Here is an 18,772-nt window from a genome sequence, read left to right on the forward strand (position 1 = left end):
TTTCAGACCTTGAAGCGGGTGGTCATCTCCTGCAGGCGTACGCCGATGCGGGCCAACTCCATGCTCGAGGAGGCCGTCTCTTCGCTGGCGGCCGCGGTCTGGTCGGAAATGTCGCGGACATTGGTGACGTTGCGACTGATCTCTTCGCCCGCCGCACCCTGCTGTTCCGCAGCGCAGGCGATCTGATCGTTCATCGATTCGATGTCCTTGACCGAGCGGGTGATGCGCTTGAGCATTTCGCCCGCCTCGCGCGACAGGCCGACGCTGCTGTCGGTCAACTGCACGTTGTGGTCGAGCACGGCCGCCATGCGATCGGTGCTCTGATGCAGGCCGGTGATGAGCTGGGCGATCTCGTCGGTCGAGGAGCGGGTGCGCTGGGCCAGGCCGCGGACTTCGTCGGCGACCACCGCGAAGCCGCGGCCCGCCTCGCCGGCGCGAGCGGCTTCGATGGCGGCATTGAGCGCCAGCAGATTGGTCTGCTCGGAGACGGCCTTGATCACGTCGAGCACGCCGCCGATGCTATCGGCATGGCCGCGCAGGGTGGCCATGGCCGCCTTGGTGGATGCCATTTCCTGCGCCAGCAGTTCGATCTGGGCGACGGCCTTGTCGACCGCCTGGTCGCCCTGCTGGGCCTGCTGACTGGCCTCCTGTGCCGAGCGGGCGGCTGCCCCGGCATTGCGCGCCACCTCGTGGGTGGTCGCCGTCATCTCCTGCATCGCGGTGGCGATCTGGTCGGTCTCGATCTTTTGCGCCTGCACGCCGGCGCTGGTCTGCTCGGTCACCGCCGACAGCTGCTCGGCGGCACTGGCGACCTGGACGACGCCGTCCTTCATCTCGCCAATGAGTCCACGCAGGTTCGTGGTCATCTGCAGCATGCTGAGCTGCAGCGCGCCCAGTTCATCCTTGCGGGTCACCTCCAGCTGATGGGTGAAGTCGCCGTTGGCGACCGTCTGGGCCAGCAGGACGGTGTCCTTCAGGGGGCGGACGATGGAGCGGGTGATCAGCCAGGCGCCCAGCAGGCCCAGGGCGATGGCGATGGCCAGCCATACCAGCAACAGCTGACGTGCACCGCTCACATCCGCCAGCTGGAATTCCTTCTGGATCGCGGTCAGCTTGTCGGCCACCGACAGCAGCGTGGTGATGGTGGTGGTGATACCGGCCTGGCCCTGATCCACCTGGACCTGGGCGGTGATCAGCTGTTGCAGGCGCTGCTGGTAGCCGGCGAGTTCGTTGCCAAGCGTCTGCAGCGTCTCGGTCGGCAAGGCGCTGGTCGTGGCGAGTCGTTTGACCTTTGCCTGGATACCGTCCAGGGCACCCTGGGCCGCGGCCTCGCTTTCCTTGGTAGGCGTGGTGGCATAGCTACGCAGGGCAATGCGCATCTGCTGCAGGTCGATGAAGAGGGCCGCCACCTGCTGGCGGTCTTCGACTCGCCCATCCGGGGCGTTGGCCGCCGTGGCCAAGGCCAGCACATAGGTGTTGGCCGCTTCCGCCGTGGCGGTCGCCGCCTGCTGGATCGCCGCACGCTCCCGTGTGGCGGTCACGACCTGGGTGTAGAAGTCCCGATAGCGCTTGAGTGCGCCCTGGGCTTCGCTCAGCAGGGCTTCGTTGGCCCTCGAGTTGAAGTTGGGGACGATGCTCTGCAATTGAGCTTCGATCTTGTCCAGTGCGGCCAGCCATTTGGCCGCCTGGGCATCGTCGGCCTTGACGATATAGACGAGGCGCTCGATGCGCATGTCGCGCGCCAGGGTGCTGTAGCCGGAGATGTCGCCGATTCGTTCGCTGCGATCGCGCAGGGCGTCCGTGGCTTGCCAGCCGGTGTAGGCCACCAGCAGGATCATGCCGATGAGCAGGGAGAAGCCAAGCGCCAGCTTGGCCCGGACGCTGATGTTGCTGAGGAAATTCCAGCCATTGTGCTGCATGAGGACTACCTGGATAGAGGCCGGCGAGGACGAGTCTTCGGCGGACATGCGTTAATTGTTATCGCGATAGTTTTTCGCCCGCGGACGGACGTTGAATACCTGCCACCCTGGACGTAGCCTCCAGGGCCGTCGGTTAATCGCCGAGGCGAAGGCAGGTGCGAGTGCCCGCCAGGGGCGACCTGGACATAGCGGGTAAGTCTGACCATAACGGCGAAAAAGTGATCCATGTCACATCTTTCCCGGGGATGGTTGGTGCCAATTTATGGATGGACGGCGCCTGGTCTGCCGAGGGGAGCTCGGGTATCCGCCTGGTCAGCCGGATACAAGCCGGGTAGGGTCCGAGACAAGGGCGTGGACTGTTCGCTGGTGGACCGGAGCGGACAGCAACTTGCCAATTACCCGAATCGGGAAATACTGTATAAAAAAACAGGTATGGAGGCTGCGCCCATGGCATACAGCCAGTCGTCTCAGCTGACTTCCTATGACCGTCTGACGATGAGGGTCTCGCGGCTGGTCAACAACGCCCGCGGGGTCCTCGACAGGCACGTCCATGTGGAGCGCCTGGAGGCCAGCAGCGAAGACTGGGCGCTGTTGCTCGAGGCCTTCGAGGAGACCGAGGGGCTGATCGTGGCCCACCGTGATGACGGCAGCATCGACCTGTTCTGGAAGGTCTGCTACGACGATTTCTGAGCGGACGCGACAGGCTCGTCCAACGTATTCGCCTTGGCTTCGGTGGGCGGATTGTCGATTGAAAGGGAGGTTGGCAATGAATTTCCAGCGTCTGGGCCCGACCTGGGCTCCCGCCTATCGCCAGTTGATGCTGGACGCCTATGCCAGGCATCCGGAAGCCTTCACCTCCAGTCCTGCAGAGCGGGCCGGGCTGCCGCTCGAGTGGTGGGAGCGTCGTCTGCAGGAGGGTGACGGAGCAGGGGAGCGGGTCTGGGGCGCGACCCAGGGCGCGGAGCTGCTGGGCGTGGTGGGGCTGAGCCACGAGACGAGGGAAAAGGCTCGGCACAAGGCCACCCTGTTCGGCCTGTACGTGCCCGATCGGCACCGGCGGCTGGGCCTGGCGAAAGGTCTGCTCGGCGAATTGCTGGCCCAGGCAGCGACCTGGCCCGACCTGAGGGTCGTCCAGCTCACGGTCACCGAGGGCAATCAGGCCGCTCTGGCGCTGTACGAGCAGGCAGGCTTCAGCGTCTTCGGCAGAGAGCCGCTGGCGGTCGCCGTGGGAGATACCTGGTTCACCAAGCTGCACCTCTGGTGCGATCTGGACAGGTTGCGCCTCGGTTAGGACCCGCTCACCACATACGAAGCACCGTTGCCGCTGCGGCCTGCGAGTCGTGGTGCTGGGCTTCATAAGATGTCGTAAAACTGCCTTCGAACCGCCGCCACACCGTCACATCACCGCTCTAGGCTCGCCGCCCCAAGACAGCTTGTAACAAGTTGTATCCACAGGCCCAAGGGGAAGCGCTGGTGAAACGTTCAGGTAACAAACCCGCGGTGTTGACGATCGCATTCGCGGCGTCGCTGTTGGCACTTTCGGTGCAGGCAGCCAGCCGTTCGGGCAACAACGCCATCAATGGCGTCGATCTGCTATCCGGCTACAACAAGCTCTGGACGCCCGGCGCCAGCTGGAACACCGGCACGCCCACCGCCTTCGGGGCGCCCATTCTGCAGCGCAATATCCAGTACGTGGTCGACCTCGCGAAGACCCGCACCCAGGCCCAGGAGATAGCGGCCTACTACGATGACCGCCGCGACCAGAGCTACAGCCTGATCAGCGGCCTGGGTTCCCTGGCCAATGGCTACCTGGCCGGCTCCGGCGCCTTCACCACCATCCCGGTGTTCGATGCCTCCACCCAGACCACCAAGTACAGCGACAACGGCAATGGCGCCGGCGACGCCAATTCGCAGCTGGGCAAGGTGGTGCAACTGGTCCAGGCGATCCGCAACGATGCCTCCACCACCCCGGCCAAGAATGCCTACCAGTATCCGCGGCCCTGGCGCCAGGCGGGCGTGGACATCGTGCCGCTGTCGTTGCGCCCGGCCCTCAGCACCACACCGCAGAGCGACGGCGGCTTTCCCAGCGGCCACACCAACGCCGCCTATCTCGCCGGGATCGGCTTCGGCTATGCCGTGCCCCAGCGCCTGGGCGAGGAACTGTTCCGCGCCTCGGAGCTGGGCAACAACCGCATCGTCGCCGGCATGCACTCGCCGCTGGACGTGATTGGCGGGCGCATCACCGCCACCTATTTCGCCATCGACAACCTGGTCAACAACGCCCAGCTGCGCAGCGATGCCTTCGCCCAGGCCCAGGTCTACTTCGCCCAGCAATGTGGCGGCGACATCAACAACTGCGTGGACAGGATCGATCCGGCCACCGATCAGCAATCCCAGCATGCCCAGGACAAGGCGCTGTACACCGCCCGCCTGACCTATGGCTTCGCCCCCGTCGGCCCGACCAACCTGGCGCCGGTGGTGCCGGTCAACGCCGAGGTCTTGCTGGAAACGCGCTTTCCGTATCTCACCGCCAGTCAGCGCCGCGACATCCTGGCCAGCACCGAGCTGTCTTCGGGCTATGCGGTCATCGACGAATCCAACGGCTACGGCCGGCTCAATCTGATGGCCGCGGCCGACGGCTACGGCGCCTTCAATGGCAATGTCAGCGTGAACATGGATGCGAGCCAGGGTGGCTTCAACGCCCGCGACGCCTGGCGCAACGACATCGGCGGCAGCGGCAGCCTGACCAAGAACGGCAGCGGCGAACTCACCCTCAGCGGCTTCAACACCTACAGCGGCGGCACGCTGATCAACGGCGGTACCCTGCGCGGTCATGCCCGGGCCTTCGGCAGCGGCGACATCACCGACAACGCCACCCTGGTGCTGGATCAGTCGGTCAACGACAGCCTGGCCAACAACCTGCACGGCAACGGCAGCCTGGTAAAGACCGGGGTCGGCTCCCTGAGCCTGACCGGCAACAGCGACTTCGCCGGCACCACCCGCGTCGACCAGGGCCGCCTGGCCATCGACGGCAACCTCGGGCATTCGGCGGTCACCGTCAACTCGGGCGCCACCCTCGGTGGCAATGGCAGTCTCGGCAGCCTGCGCGTGGCCCAGGGCGGCATCCTCGCGCCCGGCAACTCGGTGGGCCAGCTCAACGTCAACGGCAACGTCACCCTCGACCAGGGCTCCGTCTACCAGGTCGAGACCGATGCCAGCGGCCGCGCCGATCGCCTGGTGGCCACGGGCGGTATCACCGTCAATGGCGCCACCCTGGCATTGGTTTCCAGTCCCTACTGGCAGCCGCTGGGCAGCTATCAGCTGCTGAGCGCGGGCAACGGGCTGAGCGGGCGCTTCGGCCCGATCCAGTCCGACTTCGCCTTCCTGACCCCGACCCTGAGCTATGGCGCCAACCAGGCGACCCTGAGTCTGGCGCGCAATGGCGTGGCCTTCGCCGACCTGGCCGAGGGCCGTAACGCCCGGGCTGCCGCTGCGGGCCTGGATCGCGCCGGCGCCGGCAATGCACTCTGGAACCAGGTCGCCGCGACCAATGCCGCGGGGGCAGGCTCGACGTTCCAGAGCCTGGGCAACGAACTGCACGCCTCGACCAAGACCGTGCTGGTGGAAAACAGCCGGCTGGTGCGCACTGCCATGAGCGATCGCCTGAGCGATGCGCAGAGCGAGCTCCCGTCCAGCTCCGGCATCCAGGGTCTGGCCGGCAGTCGCGAGCGCGGACTGGTCTGGACCCAGGCCCTCGGCGCCTGGGGCCACAACGACGGCAGTCATGACGCCAGCAGCCTGGACAGCCACAGCCGCGGCCTGCTGATCGGCAGCGACGTACCCCTGGACGGCGGCTGGCGCGTCGGCGGGCTGGTGGGCTTCGGCCACACCGATCTCGACCTGCGTGGCGAATCCGGCTCGGCGGACAGCACCGACTACCACCTGGGCCTCTATGCAGGCCAACAGTGGGATGCCCTCAGCCTCAAGCTGGGCCTGGCCCATAGCTGGCACCAGGTGGAGGCACGGCGCAACCTGGCGATCCTCGGCACCGACCAGCGCCTGGCGCCGGACTACGACGCCGGCACCACCCAGGCCTTCGGCGAGCTGGCCTATCGGATCGAGGCGGGGAGCCTGAATCTTTCGCCCTTCGCCAGTCTGGCCCATGTGCACCTGCAGACCGACGGCTTCCACGAGCGTAGCGGGGCGCTGGACCTGGACAATCCGCGGCAGAATACCGACGTGACCTTCAGCACCCTCGGCCTGCGCCTGGCGAGCAAACCGCTGGGTGACTGGAAGCTGGTGCCGAGTGCCACCCTGGGCTGGCGCCACGCCTTTGGCGACACCACCCCCGAGCATGAGGCGGCCTTCGCTGGCGGCCCGGCGTTCAAGGTGGTGGGGGCGCCCATCGCGCGTGACGCGGCGGTGGTGCGCGGGGCGCTGGACCTGGCGCTGAGCGAGACGGTCTCGCTGGGCCTGGGTTATGACGGACAACTGAGCGGTCGGACCAAGGACCAGGACCTCGACGCGCGACTCAGCTGGCGCTTCTGAGGATAGGCGTCCCGAGCGCGCGAGCAAATCGGGCATCTGGTACTGGGTACTGAAGACGGGCGAGGCCACCGGAGACGGATGGCCTCGCCTGCTTTCCGGGTTAGAAGGACGCCAGGTTGTCCGGCGTGATCAGCTGGAAGGGGACCCGGGTGAGATTGCTGCTGGTGGAGCCATTGGCCAGGCGCAAGGCCATGTCCACCGCGCCCTGACCCTGGCCCTTGGCATCCTGCAGCACGCTGACGGCCAACTTGCCCTCGCGCATTTCCTGCAAGCCATCGGGCGTGCCGTCGATGCCGCCCACCAGATACTTCGCCAGCGGCTTGCCAGCCTTTTCCAGGCCACGGATGGCACCGATGGCCATCTCATCGTTGTTGGCGGCGACGATGTCGAAGGCCACGCCCTTGTCGACCCACTGCAGGACGCGTTCGGTCGCCTCGCTGCGCTGCCAGTTGGCCGAGGCCTTCACCACCACCTGCATGTCGGGATACTTGGCCACTACCTTCTCGACGCTCTCGGTGCGCAGCTTGGTCGCCGGGTGACCCGGTTCGCCCATGAGGATCGCCACCTTGCCCTTGTAACCGGCGCGGCGGGCCAGCTCCTCCATCTGCATCGTCGCGGCTTCCACCTCGTCGGAGCCGACGAAGCCGGCATAGGCGGGCAGGGGAGAGACGCTGGGGCGGTAGTTGATGAACACCAGCGGCACCTTGCTGCTCATCGCCAGGGACAGCATCTCCTGGGTATTGCTGTCGTCGATCAGATTGACGATGACCGCATCGACGTGGGCGGCGATCAGGTTGCGGTACTGGCGCAGCTGCAGGGCGCTGTCACTGTTGGCGTTTTCCAGGAAGAGGTCCGCGTCCAGGGTATGGGCGCGCTCCTCGACGTTGTTGATCAGCAGGGTGCGGAAGTTGTCGCGCTTGGAGGTCAGGACACCGATGAGCGGCGCGTTGGCCTGGGCCAGGTTTACCCAGGTGGCGGCCAGGACGAGACTGGCGAGAAGACGAAGCTTGGGCTTGAACATGAGTCGGTCCCCGATCAGACACTGAAGCGTTGCAGCAGCTCGCGCTGCCGGCTGGCCATGAGCGAAAGGTCCTCGCTGCTGCGGGCGGCGCTGTCGGCGCCTTCCGCGGCGCGGAGCGCGGCGTCGTTGATCTGCACCATCATGCGACTGGTCTCCTGGACGGTGGCGCTCTGTTCTTCGGTGGCGGCGGCGATCTGGGTGTTCATCTCGCGGATGGTGCCGACCGCCTGGCTCATGCTCTGCAGGGCTTCCCGGGCGGAAGAGGCCAGTTGCACGCACTCGCCGGACTGGGCACGACTCACCCCCATGATTTCCACCACCGAATGGATCTTCTGCTGCATCTGTTCGATCTGCTGCTGGATTTCGGTGGTGGAGGCCTGGGTACGACTGGCGAGGGAACGCACCTCGTCGGCGACCACGGCGAAACCGCGCCCCTGTTCACCGGCGCGAGCCGCCTCGATGGCGGCGTTGAGGGCCAGCAGGTTGGTCTGCTCGGCGATGTTGCGGATGGCATCGACGATGCCGTCGATGCTCTGGCCATAGCCCTGCAGCTCATCGGTGGCCTGGGCGGCGACCTGGATCTGCCGCGCCTGGCGCTGGATGCTATCGATGGTCTCGGCGACGGTGGTGCCGGTCGTGGTGCTCAGCTGGAAGGTGTGGTCGACGGCATCCTTGGTGTCGAGGGCGCGCTGGGCCACCTCGGCCACGGTGCTTTCCATCTGCGTCATCGCCGAGGCGGCGGAGCCGAGACGCTCGGTCTGCTCTTCCACGGCGCGGGTGGTGCTGGCACTGATGTCGGCATTGGCCTGGGCGGTACCCCAGAGGTCGTCGGCCGACTGAGTGAGGGTCTGCACCGTGGTCTGCAGCGAGCGGATTAGTTCGTTGAGATAGCTGCCCAGTTCGCTGAATTCGTCCTTGCGGCGCACATCGAAATGGACCCGCAGATCGCCGGCCGTGACCTGGCGCAGCGACTCGCGAAAGGCCAGCAGCGGGCGCCGCAGGCCACGCGCGACCCAGAGGCCGATGATCAGGGCCGCGCCGATCGCCAGCAGGGTGACGATGGCGAGCACCTGGCGGCTGGTGGCCACGGTGGCGTCGGTATCGCTCTTGGCCTGCTGGGCCACGGCCACGGCGCCGGCGCTGAGGGTACGCAGGGCGTCCAGGGTCGCCTGCAGGGCGGTGCCGGTGCGCTGGCGCTGGGCGTCGAACTGGCCTTCGGCCGCGGCCTGCCGCTGATAGGCCTGGCGCAGGCCATCGGGCGCGGTCATCTCGTGCAGGAGGCGGGTGACCATCACCCCCACGATGCGCGCGCTGCGCTCGTCGATGGCGGCCAGGGCGCGCAGGCGATCGGTGATGACATCCTGCTGCTGGTTGAGCACCACATCCAGTCCTGGCAGATCCAGGCGTGCCGCCTGGGCGGCGAAGGCGGCGTAGGTCTTGTCCGTTTCGATCAGCAGCATCTGGGCGGCGCGGACGGCTGCGGTGGCGCCTTCGGCCTTCTGTTGCGCGCTGTAGGCCTGCAGATAGCTGGACAGCCGATTGGCCTCCGGCGTGGCATAGCCCTGCAGGGTGCGGGTTTCGCGGCGGATGGCGACCAGCTGGCGGTAGCCGTCGATGAGGGTCTTCGCCTGGTCGCCATAGGCATTGCCCAGCTTCTGCTCTTGATCGAGCGCCTGGGTCAGCTGGTCATGGGCGCGCAACAGCGCCGGCAGGCGCTGGTGCAGCTGCAGGTAGTCGGCGAACTGCTGCTGGAATTGCTTTTCGCGGGTGGCGATCGCCGCGGCGTCGGTCTCGGCCAGCAGGCCGAGCAGGGTCTGGTTGGCCCCCAGCAACTGCACGTTGATCTCGCCAACGGCCTGGCCGAGCGGCGCGGATTGCTCGGTGATGACCGTCAGCCGCTCATGGATGGACTGGGTACTGTTGAAGCTCACGGCGACGATGCCCAGCAGCAAGAGCACCAGAAGTGCGATGCCGCCGACCACGCGTTGAAGAATCGTCATGCTGGTTCCCTGCTTTTGTTATCGGTGTCGAGGCAGGAGGCCATCAGCGCCGGGACCCGATCGAGCGTCCCGCTACCGTCCATGGCCAACGTGCTGTCAGCCTAGTCGCATCACCGGACCTGGCCGCATCGTCCGCGGACGTGCGGCCTTGGCCAGGCGATCAGCTGTCGTCCGTGGCGTCCGCCACCCGTGCCAGGGGCTGGCGGGCCGGTTCGCTCTTTGGGCAAGGCGCGAGGGACGCTACCTGGCGATCCCAGATCCGCCACCTCCAGGCATGCGGCGCGCGTTCCTCCGTGGTCGCCATGCGACGGACACCTCAGGTCGCAAAGCCGGCGCGGCGGGGCAGAAACCAACCGGTGCTTCTCCAGGTCCCTGAAAGGTCTCTTTTTTCAGGAATACCCGATGTCCAAAGCTCTGCTGTGCTCCCTCGTACTGGCTACCGCCGCAACCCTGACCGCGTGCGACAAGACCTCCGAAGACCATGCCCAGGATGCCCAGGCCCATAGCCAGAAGGCCCAGGAGAAGGCGGCCGAGGGCAAGGTCGAGCGGGCCTCCAAGGAGCAGTCCAAGGCGCAGGAAGACCGGGCCCAGGCCAATGAAGCCGCGGCCACCGAAGGGCGCAATACGCCCCCCGATTCCGCCGTGCCCGGCTATATCAAGACGCCCAGCAAGGAAAATCCCTGACCTAAGCTCCGCCTCCCTTGCCGGCCGGCAGTGGGCGAATCGCCGCGTTGCTCGCAGCCGCTGGGCGCAGGGTAGGGCGGCCACGGTTGCCGGTGGCTCAGGCGGATGACGAAGCCTGCTGGCTACCGCACCCCGGAATTCCGGGGCGGAAGGTCAGGGTGGCGCACTGACGGGCGGCCAACCGGCGGCCGTTGACGAGCCGACGACAGCTGTCGTCCAGGCGAGCAACGGCTGTTTACATCCGGGCCAGGACGATTAGAGTAGGAGCCACTTCGCCACTATTCGTCCATCCTCCGGAGCCGCCATGAGCCCTTCGCGACCGATCCACTGGTATCGTGCCCGCAGCACGTTCGAAATCGTCGCCCTGGGCCTGGGGGTCATCGCCCTTGTGGTGGCGCTCGATCAGGGCCTGCGCAACTCGCCCTCCGAGCACCTCGCCGATTACCACGCCTGCAAGGGTGACGGTGGTCTGGCGCGGATGAACGCCATCGGCGAAATCGTCTGCCGGCTGCCCAGTCCGGTGATTGGCCAGGTAGCGGCCAAGACCCCAGCGGTTTCCGGTCTCTAACGACCGCCGGGCTTCTCCCTCCGGCCTGCTCACACCTGGCCTGCTCCTGTGACTGGACCCTCCCGGTCCGGTCGATCCGTCTTTTTCCGCATCCTTTCCTGATTGCGTCCTGACCCCTGGGCGTGGATCACGGCTGCCTGGCGTTGGCAATGCGAACAGCTATTGCTTAACGTAACATTTGATAATGAGAGTTTTTATCATTTAAAGTGCTGGCCCTCGCGCGACGACGCGAACAGCAGCCTTCCAGTGCACGGCGTCGGCTGCAACGCCACGGTCACAAGGATCACCATGAACACCCAAGGAACCCTCTGCCAGCCCGTCCGCCTTCGCCGCGGGGCTCTCCGTCAGCTGCTTCTGATCGGCGCGCTGATTCCCTTTCCGCTGACGGCCCTGGCCGCCACGGTGGCCGAGCAGAACGCCACGGAACTGGACACCCTGACCATCGAAGGCAATCGCCTCTACGACATGGCGCCCTCGGAACAGACCGGCGGCTATACCGTGGATTCGGCGACCGTGGGCACCAAGACGCCGGCCGCCCTGCGTGACATTCCCCAGTCGATCACCTCCTACACCAGCGACTACATCAAGGATCGCAACTTCAACACCCTGGACGAGCTGGCCAAGTCCACCGCCGGCCTGCGGGTGCTGACCAACGACAGCGGGCGCTCCTCCATCTATTCGCGTGGTTACGAGTACGACGAATACAACATCGACGGCCTGCCGGCGCCCATGACCAGCATCTTCGGCACCGTGCCCATTCTCTCGCCCTTCGACCGGGTCGAGATCATGCGCGGGCCCTCGGGGCTGTTCAACAGCACCAGCGAGCTGGGCGGCATCGTCAACATGGTGCGCAAGCGCGGCACCGAGGACTTCCAGGGGCACATCACCGGGCGCTACGGCTCCTGGGACACCAACTACCAGGAAATCGACCTGGCCGGTCCGCTCACCGAAAGCAAGAATGTCCGGGGTCGCTTCGTCGCCTCCCGCGCCGACACCAATGGCGAGGTGGACTACAACGCCAACACCGACCAGAGCTATTACGGCGACCTGGACATCGACCTGTCCGACGCCACCCAGATCTCCTTTGGCCTGATCCATCAGGTCAAGAACCTCACCCCGCACAATGGCTATCCCACCGATGCCCAGGGCAATCTGCTGGACTTCAGCCAGTCGCGTTTCCTGGGGGCGGACTGGAACTACTTCGACGGCAAGACCACCGACGGCATCTTCGAGCTGACCCACAGATTCGATAACGGTGGCTATGGGCGCCTCGCCGCCCGGGCCTCGCATCGGGAGGCGGACTACCTCTATGCCTTCACCGGCGGGGCGGTGCAGGCCAACGGCAACACCAGCATCCGCGCCAGCACCCGGGACTTCGAGCAGGACGCCTATTCCCTCGACGCCAGCTACAGCCAGCCGTTCGAGACCCTGGGTCAGGTCAGCGAATTCGTCGTGGGGACCGACTACAAGCACTACGACACCGACTACCAGAACGGCAACAGCGTCCTGGGTACGGTCAATGTGAACAGCTATTCGCCGACCCGCTTCGCCAAGCCGGCGCGCGTCTACCAGACCGACTACAGCGGCGAGGATCGCGAATTCGGCCTCTATTCCAAGGTCACCTTCCGCCCCATCGAGCGCCTGGCGCTGATCGGCGGTGCCCGCGTTTCCTGGTACAGGGGCGAGGCCTATACCACCACCCTGGCCAGCGGGGCCGAGGCGGGGGAGAGCCAGAAGCACAGCGGCTTCGTCACCCCCTATCTGGGTACCGTCTATGATCTCGACGACTACCATTCCCTCTATGCGAGCTATTCCAAGGTCTACAAGCCGCAGAGCGAGCTGGATGCCCAGGGCAAGGCCATCGATCCGCGCGAGGGTGACCAGTACGAGGTCGGTATCAAGGGCAGCTATTTCAACGGCGACATGAATGCGCGGCTGTCGATCTTCCAGCTGACGGATGAGAACCGGGCTACCCGACCTTTCGACGCCAACGGTGTGGCCATCACCACCTATTCCGAAGCGTCCGGCAAGACGCGGGTGAAAGGCGCCGAGATCGAGGTCAGCGGCAAGCTCACCGAGCAGTGGGAAATGCTCGCCGGCTACACCTACATGGATACCCAGAACCTCAGTGGCGATGGCAACACCCTGTTCGAGGCCATGCCCAAGCACATGGCCTCGCTGTGGACCAAGTACACCCTGGCGGGCGGTCCGCTGACCGGCCTGAGCATCGGTGGCGGGGTGACCGCCATGAGCGATTTCTCCCAGACCAACCAGACCTCCGGCGTCACCGTCTCCGCCCCGGGCTATGCCACGGTGGATGCCAAGTTCTCCTATCCGGTCACCAAGCAATTGACCGCGACCCTGGACGTAAACAACCTCCTCGACAAGGAATACTGGTCGCGCGTAGGTTCGGTTTCCACCTTCAACTTCCAGGGCCCCTCGCGCAGCGTGATGGTCGGGGCGCGCTACGACTTCTGAGTCCCAGGCCGACCCGGGCAGGGCCCAGGTCGGCCAGCGCGATGCAGGCCATGACGATCCTTGCGACGATGTACCTTGATGCGATGAAAGATTCACTTTTCCAGCGGGACGACGTGGGCAGCGAGCCCTGGTGGCAAGCCGTGGCCTGTCGTGGCACGCCGCTGATCGAGCCCACTGCAGACGGACGCTATCGCCTGACCTTTGTCTGGCGCGATCCCGAAGGGCTGGCCGGGCGCTCCGGCACCCAGCGGGTCTGGCTCAACATCACCGGGGTCACCGACCATCACCAACCGGGCCTGCCGCAGAGTCTGCGGCGCCTGCCAGGCACCGATGTCTGGGCCTGGGAGACCGAACTGGATGGCCGCTGGCGCGGCAGCTACTGCCTGATCCCCAGCGGGGAGCCAGCGCCCTTCGAAGGCGAAGCCCAACCCGATCTCCAGGGCATCCGCCTCTGGTGGCGCAGCGTCTTTCCCCTGGCCCAGGCCGATCGGCTCAATCCGCGACGCGCCTGGCAGGGTGGGCGAGGGCTGGCGGTGTCGGGCGTGCACCTGCCGGAGGCGCCTGCCCAGCCGGCCTGGGCGGCGTTCGATGCCGACCGCAGCCTGGCGCCAACGGCCTGGCCGAGTCTGCAACAGTACGAGTGGCAGAGTGCACGGCTGGGCAACAGCCGTCCGGTGTGGGTCTTCGCCACCGGTAATACCACCCCTATGGAGCGGCCGCTGGCCATCCTGCTGGATGGGCAGTTCTGGGCGCAGACGATGCCCGTGGGCGCGCCACTGCAGCAGCTCACCGCGGCCGGGCAACTGCCGGAGGCGGTCTATCTGCTGATCGACAACAGCGACCGCGCCCTGCGCGGCAGCGAGTTGCCCTGCAATCCGGAATTCTGGTTGGCGTTGCAGGAAGAACTGCTGCCCCAGGTGCGCGACTGGGCGCCCCATGCGCAGTCGTCGTCCACGACCGTGGTCGCCGGGCAGAGCTTTGGCGGGCTGGCGGCGCTCTATGCCGCGCTGCATTGGCCGGAGCGCTTCGGCTGCGCCCTGAGTCAGTCCGGGTCCTTCTGGTGGCCGCAGCGCGGCGCGCCAGGACGGCTGTTCGAGGCACTGGCGAGCGGGCAGGGGAGCACCCACCCCCTGCGGCTGTTCATCGAGGCCGGGCTGCGCGAGCCGGCCATCCTCGAAGCCTCCCGGGCCCTGGTCCCGCGCCTGCGCGAGCAGGGCCACGTGCTCGACTATCGCGAGATCGATGGGGGGCACGACGCCCTCTGGTGGCGCGGCGGGCTGCTCGATGGCCTGGTCCAGCTCTGGCGACCCCGGGTCACCGCCGACGCCCAGCGTTAATCCCTATTTGCCAGGAGGTCCGATGGACGCTCTCAATCCCTTCGACGATCCCGCCCAGGTGCTGCTGATCCTGCGCAATGCCCGGGGTCAGTGCAGCCTCTGGCCCGAGGCCATGACCGTTCCCGCCGGCTGGGAGCCGGTGTTCGGACCGGCGCCGCGCGCGGCCTGCGACGACTGGCTAGCCAGCCACTGGCGCGATATCCGCCCGGTCGCCTCCCTGCTTTCCTGACTGGAGTTCCTGTGTCCTCTACGCCGCTTTCTCTTTCGCGCCCACTGCCTCTGGTCGCCGCCCAGCCCGGTATCTGGATGGCCGATCAGCTGTCGCCCCACGCCAATGCCTTCGCCGTGGCCCATCTGGTCGAGTTGCGCGGGTCGATCGATGCCCAGGCGCTGCAGGCGGCCATCGTCCAGGGCCTGGGCGAGCTGGACAGCCTGCAACTGAAGTTCGCCGAGCGCGAGGGCGAGCTGGTGCAGTGGATCGACGATGAGGCGGCCACGCCTGCCCCCGAGTGGCTGGACCTGCGCGGGGCCGCCGATCCGGAAGGCGCGGCGCGGGCGGCCATCCGCGTCGACCTCGACGGCGACCTGAGAGCCACCAGCGGCGGGCCGCTGTGGCTCAACCGGATCTACCAGCTGGGTGACGATCACCTGTTCTGGTACCAGCGCTATCACCACCTGCTGATCGATGGCTATGGCTTCGCCGCCCTGGCCAAGCGGGTAGCGGCCCTGTACAGCGCCGCGGTGCGCGGCGAGACGCCCGAGGCTTCGCCCTTCGTCTCCTTTGCCGAGGTGGTGCGCGAATACCAGGATTATCGGCAGTCGGCCGTGCGCGAGCGTGACGAAGCCTTCTGGCGTGAGCGCGGCGCGGCCTTGCCGCCGGCCGCCTCCCTGGCACCCGGTGGCCTGGCGGGGCAGGTGCCGACGCCGCGGGTGGTGGAAGCCCGTGCCCGGGTGCCCGCCGCGGTCTTCGCCAGGCTGGCCGAGCAGGGCAAGGCCCAGGGCGTGACGCCGGCTGATCTGGCCGTGGCCCTGGCCGCCACCTGGTTCGCCCGTCTCAGCGGTCAGCCGGCCTTCAGCGCCGGCTTCATCTTCATGAGGCGCATGGGGTCGGTGGCGCTGAAATCCGGGGGCGCGACGCTCAACGTCCTGCCCCTGGGCGTGCGCACCGACTCGACCCAGACGCTGCCGCAACTCGCCGCCGTGCTGGCCGCCGAACTCAAGAAGGTGCGTCGCCACCAGCGCTATGACGCCGAGCAGATCGCTCGCGATCTCGGCCGGCCGGGCGATGCCGAGCCCCTGACCGGACCGGTCATCAACCTCAAGCTGTTCGATTTCGCCCTGGATTTCGCCGGGGTGCCCGGTATCACCCACGAATTGGCCTCGGGGCCGGTGCGCGATCTGGAAATCGCTCTTTATCTAGAAGCGAGCGGCGCCCTGGACATCAAGTTGCTGGGCAACGCCGAGCGCTATACCGCCGATCTGCTACAGGGGCACGCCGAGCGCTTCGGCCTGCTGGCGCAGCAGTTTGCCACTCAACCTGGGCTCATCCTGAGCGAAGCCGATCTGCTGGCGCCCACGGACCAGCACTGGCTGGCCGCCATCAATGCCACCGAGCGCCCGCTGCCCGCCACCACCCTGGCCGCGCTGTTGGCCGAGCAGGCGGCGCGGACGCCCGCGGCACCGGCACTGGCCGATCTGCAGCACGCCTTTACCTATGAGGAGACGCGCAAGCAGGTCCTGGCCCTGGCCCAGCGCCTGAGCCACGCCGGGGTCGGTCGCGGTGACATCGTCGCGGTGGCCCTGCCACGCTCGGTGTTCCTGTCCCTGGCCTTGCTGGCGACGCTCGAGCTGGGCGCGGCCTACCTGCCGCTGGACAGCGGCTATCCCGACGAGCGCCTGCAACTGATGCTCGACGATGCCCGGCCCCGGGTGCTGGTGACCGATGCCAGTCAACGTGGACGTTTCCCGGGGCTGCGCGAGGAGCAGGTGCTGATTCTCGATGCGCCGCTGGAGGGGCTAGACCAGGCTCCCGTGTTCGAAGGACCGCGCCCCGCTGATCCGGCCTATCTGCTCTATACCTCCGGCTCGACCGGCCGGCCCAAGGGCGTGGTGGTCGGGCATGCGGCCATCGTCAATCGCCTGCTGTGGATGCAGGACAGCTACCCCCTCGGCGCCGGTGACACCGTCCTGCAGAAGACGCCGAGCAGCTTCGATGTCTCGGTCTGGGAATTCTTCTGGCCGCTGCTGGTGGGCGCCCGGCTGTACCTGGCGCCACCCGAGGCCCATCGCGATCCCCTGGCGCTGCAGGAGCTGTTCGCCCGCGAGCGGGTGACCACCGTACACTTCGTACCCTCGATGCTGGCGGCCTTCGTCGCCAGTCTGGACGAGCCGGCCGCGGTGGCCCGCTGCGCCAGCCTGCGCCAGGTGTTCTGCAGTGGCGAGGCGCTCCCCACCGAACTGGCTCGCACCTGGGAGCGCCGGGTCGGCGCGCCCCTGCACAATCTCTATGGCCCCACCGAGGCTGCGGTCGACGTCTCCTATCATCCGGCCCATGGCGCCGCCCTGGCGGCTGTCAGCGGCAGCAGCGTGCCCATCGGCAAGCCGGTGTGGAACACCGGGCTGCACATCCTCGACGAGCGTCTGCGCCCGGTACCGCCGGGTGTGGCGGGCGAGCTCTATCTGAGCGGGGTGCAACTCGCCGATGGCTACCTGGGCCGTCCCGAGCTGACCGCCGCACGCTTCATCGCCGCGCCGGACGGGCAGGGCGAGCGCCTCTATCGCACCGGTGACGTGGCGCGCTGGCTGCCCGAGGGCGTCGTCGAATACCTCGGCCGCAGCGACGACCAGGTCAAGTTGCGCGGGCAGCGCATCGAACTGGCGGAAATCGACCACGCCCTGCTGGCGCTGCCTGGCGTGGCCCAGGCGGTCACCCATGCCCGGGTGCTGGGCGAGGCGGCCACCGCCACCGGTGGCGATGCCCGCCAACTGGTGGGCTATCTCGTCGCCCAGCCCGGCGCCGCGCTGGACCTGGAGCGCCTGCGCGCGCGCCTGGGCGAAAGCCTGCCGCCGCACCTGGTGCCGGTGGCCCTGGTGGAGCTGGACGCCTTGCCCCTGGGCGCCACCGGCAAGCTCGATCGCAAGGCCCTGCCGGCGCCCCAGGGCGTGGCCAGGGCTGCCAGCCGCCCCCTGGCGCCGGGGCTGGAAAGCGATCTGGCCGCGGCGTTTTCCGAGGTGCTCGGCTGCGCCATCGTCGGTGCGGACGACGACTTCTTTGCCCTGGGCGGTCATTCGCTGCTGGCCATGACCCTGGCCGCCACGCTGCGTCGGCGCCTGGGGCGGCCGGTGTCCATCGGCCAGATCATGGTGGCCTCCAGTGTCGCCCGCCTGGCCCGGCAGCTGGAGCAGGATGCGGCCAGCGCGACCCGCGCCGGCTTCGAGACCCTGCTGCCGCTACGCCCGGGCGATGGCCCGACGCTGTTCTGCTTCCATCCGGCCTCGGGCTTCGCCTGGCAATTCAGCGTGCTGGCGCGCCACCTGGATCCGCGCTGGTCGCTACTCGGCATCCAGTCGCCGCGTCCGGACGGCCCCCTGGCCCAGGGCGCCGACCTGGAAGCCGTCATCCAGCGCCATCTGCGCACCCTGCGCGAGGTGCAGCCGCAGGGGCCCTATCATCTGCTCGGCTATTCCCTGGGTGGCACCCTGGCCCAGGGTCTGGCGGCGCGGCTGCAGGCGGCAGGAGAGCAGGTCGCCTTCCTCGGCCTGCTCGACACCTATCCGCCGGAAACCCAGAACTGGCAAGAACGCGAAGGCCATCGCGAGCTGGACCCGGAGGTGCTGGCCGAGGTCAATCGCGAGCGCGAGGCCTTCCTGGCGGCCCAGCAGGGCCTCGCCGATCCGGCACTGGGGGAGGGGGCGGAGCTGTTCGCCACCATCGAAGGCAACTACGCCGACTCGGTGCGGCTGCTGGCCACGGCGCGCAGCGCGCGTTTCGACGGCGAGGCGCTGATGTTCGTCGCCCGGCGCACCCTGCCGGCGGGAATGGACGTCAAGGCCACCTGGGCGCCCTGGATCACCCGCCTGCAGGCCCACGAGGTGGATTGCGCCCACGTCGACATCATCGCCCCGGCCCAGCTGACGCAGATCGGCCCGGTGCTGAATCGGGCGTTGAAGGCGCTGTGACGGCTCGCGGGTTCGGCTCGACGGCGACTCCCCGCTCA

12 protein-coding genes and 2 pseudogenes are annotated in these 18,772 nt (G+C 67.4%); 9 read left to right on the top strand and 5 right to left on the bottom strand.

Annotated features, from left to right (window positions below):
* Window positions 1–2: 2 nt before the first annotated feature.
* Window positions 3–875, bottom strand: a complete 873-nt coding sequence (locus POR01S_RS24180) for a methyl-accepting chemotaxis protein (protein WP_376781523.1) — start codon at window positions 873–875, stop codon at window positions 3–5.
* Window positions 861–1,967 (bottom strand): annotated as a pseudogene (locus POR01S_RS24185) (methyl-accepting chemotaxis protein); the annotation flags it as partial. The pseudogene POR01S_RS24185 and the gene POR01S_RS24180, both read right to left, overlap by 15 nt.
* Before the next feature lie 399 nt (window positions 1,968–2,366).
* On the opposite strand from POR01S_RS24185, the gene POR01S_RS01415 reads away from it, so the two are divergent.
* From POR01S_RS01415 to POR01S_RS01425, 3 genes are all read left to right on the top strand, one after another.
* Window positions 2,367–2,609, top strand: coding sequence for a DUF1654 domain-containing protein (locus POR01S_RS01415; RefSeq protein ID WP_100168972.1), 243 nt, complete (start codon window positions 2,367–2,369; stop codon window positions 2,607–2,609).
* Window positions 2,610–2,685: 76 nt separating this feature from the next.
* Window positions 2,686–3,210 (top strand): GNAT family N-acetyltransferase, encoded by a 525-nt coding sequence (locus tag POR01S_RS01420; RefSeq protein WP_042133219.1) that lies wholly within the window; start codon window positions 2,686–2,688, stop codon window positions 3,208–3,210.
* A 212-nt stretch (window positions 3,211–3,422) separates the two neighbouring features.
* A complete protein-coding gene (locus POR01S_RS01425) occupies window positions 3,423–6,467 on the top strand; it encodes an autotransporter domain-containing protein (protein ID WP_222932052.1) in 3,045 nt (1,014 codons plus the stop codon).
* A 100-nt stretch (window positions 6,468–6,567) separates the two neighbouring features.
* Here the strand turns inward: POR01S_RS01425 and POR01S_RS01430 are convergent, their stop codons facing one another.
* The 3 genes and pseudogenes from POR01S_RS01430 to POR01S_RS24195 form a co-directional block, all read right to left on the bottom strand.
* Window positions 6,568–7,488, bottom strand: a complete 921-nt coding sequence (locus POR01S_RS01430; protein ID WP_042133222.1) for a substrate-binding domain-containing protein — start codon at window positions 7,486–7,488, stop codon at window positions 6,568–6,570.
* 14 nt (window positions 7,489–7,502) lie between these two features.
* On the bottom strand, window positions 7,503–8,216 hold the full coding sequence (locus POR01S_RS24190; RefSeq protein WP_391564030.1) for a methyl-accepting chemotaxis protein: 714 nt from the start codon (window positions 8,214–8,216) through the stop codon (window positions 7,503–7,505).
* A gap of 144 nt (window positions 8,217–8,360) precedes the next feature.
* Window positions 8,361–9,488 (bottom strand): annotated as a pseudogene (locus tag POR01S_RS24195) (HAMP domain-containing protein); the annotation flags it as partial.
* 402 nt (window positions 9,489–9,890) lie between these two features.
* Here POR01S_RS24195 and POR01S_RS01440 point away from each other — a divergent pair.
* The 6 genes from POR01S_RS01440 to POR01S_RS01465 all read left to right on the top strand — a co-directional run bounded on the left by POR01S_RS01440 (window position 9,891) and on the right by POR01S_RS01465 (window position 18,734).
* Window positions 9,891–10,172, top strand: coding sequence for a hypothetical protein (locus POR01S_RS01440; RefSeq protein ID WP_042133224.1), 282 nt, complete (start codon window positions 9,891–9,893; stop codon window positions 10,170–10,172).
* Window positions 10,173–10,476: 304 nt separating this feature from the next.
* Window positions 10,477–10,740: a hypothetical protein gene (locus POR01S_RS01445; protein WP_007160310.1), complete on the top strand. Its 264-nt coding sequence runs from the start codon at window positions 10,477–10,479 to the stop codon at window positions 10,738–10,740.
* A gap of 288 nt (window positions 10,741–11,028) precedes the next feature.
* On the top strand, window positions 11,029–13,218 hold the full coding sequence (locus POR01S_RS01450) for a TonB-dependent siderophore receptor (RefSeq protein ID WP_042133226.1): 2,190 nt from the start codon (window positions 11,029–11,031) through the stop codon (window positions 13,216–13,218).
* An 83-nt stretch (window positions 13,219–13,301) separates the two neighbouring features.
* Window positions 13,302–14,555 (top strand): enterochelin esterase, encoded by a 1,254-nt coding sequence (gene fes / locus POR01S_RS01455; protein ID WP_042133227.1) that lies wholly within the window; start codon window positions 13,302–13,304, stop codon window positions 14,553–14,555.
* A 22-nt stretch (window positions 14,556–14,577) separates the two neighbouring features.
* The gene (locus POR01S_RS01460) at window positions 14,578–14,784 is read left to right on the top strand and encodes an MbtH family protein (protein WP_007160307.1); all 207 of its coding nucleotides are present in this window, start codon (window positions 14,578–14,580) and stop codon (window positions 14,782–14,784) included.
* A gap of 11 nt (window positions 14,785–14,795) precedes the next feature.
* A complete protein-coding gene (locus POR01S_RS01465) occupies window positions 14,796–18,734 on the top strand; it encodes an enterobactin synthase subunit F (protein ID WP_081875148.1) in 3,939 nt (1,312 codons plus the stop codon).
* The last annotated feature ends 38 nt before the right edge of the window (window positions 18,735–18,772 follow it).

The organism is Pseudomonas oryzihabitans NBRC 102199 (assembly GCF_000730625.1).
GTDB lineage: Bacteria > Pseudomonadota > Gammaproteobacteria > Pseudomonadales > Pseudomonadaceae > Chryseomonas > Chryseomonas oryzihabitans.

What these genes read in the sequence shown, in the direction of transcription:
- POR01S_RS24180 (WP_376781523.1), bottom strand. Translation starts at nt 875, where the DNA reads ATGCTGCAGATGACCACGAACCTGCGTGGACTCATTGGCGAGATGAAG.
- POR01S_RS01415 (WP_100168972.1), top strand. Translation starts at nt 2,367, where the DNA reads ATGGCATACAGCCAGTCGTCTCAGCTGACTTCCTATGACCGTCTGACG.
- POR01S_RS01420 (WP_042133219.1), top strand. Translation starts at nt 2,686, where the DNA reads ATGAATTTCCAGCGTCTGGGCCCGACCTGGGCTCCCGCCTATCGCCAG.
- POR01S_RS01430 (WP_042133222.1), bottom strand. Translation starts at nt 7,488, where the DNA reads ATGTTCAAGCCCAAGCTTCGTCTTCTCGCCAGTCTCGTCCTGGCCGCC.
- POR01S_RS24190 (WP_391564030.1), bottom strand. Translation starts at nt 8,216, where the DNA reads ATGACGCAGATGGAAAGCACCGTGGCCGAGGTGGCCCAGCGCGCCCTC.
- POR01S_RS01440 (WP_042133224.1), top strand. Translation starts at nt 9,891, where the DNA reads ATGTCCAAAGCTCTGCTGTGCTCCCTCGTACTGGCTACCGCCGCAACC.
- POR01S_RS01445 (WP_007160310.1), top strand. Translation starts at nt 10,477, where the DNA reads ATGAGCCCTTCGCGACCGATCCACTGGTATCGTGCCCGCAGCACGTTC.
- POR01S_RS01450 (WP_042133226.1), top strand. Translation starts at nt 11,029, where the DNA reads ATGAACACCCAAGGAACCCTCTGCCAGCCCGTCCGCCTTCGCCGCGGG.
- fes (WP_042133227.1), top strand. Translation starts at nt 13,302, where the DNA reads ATGAAAGATTCACTTTTCCAGCGGGACGACGTGGGCAGCGAGCCCTGG.
- POR01S_RS01460 (WP_007160307.1), top strand. Translation starts at nt 14,578, where the DNA reads ATGGACGCTCTCAATCCCTTCGACGATCCCGCCCAGGTGCTGCTGATC.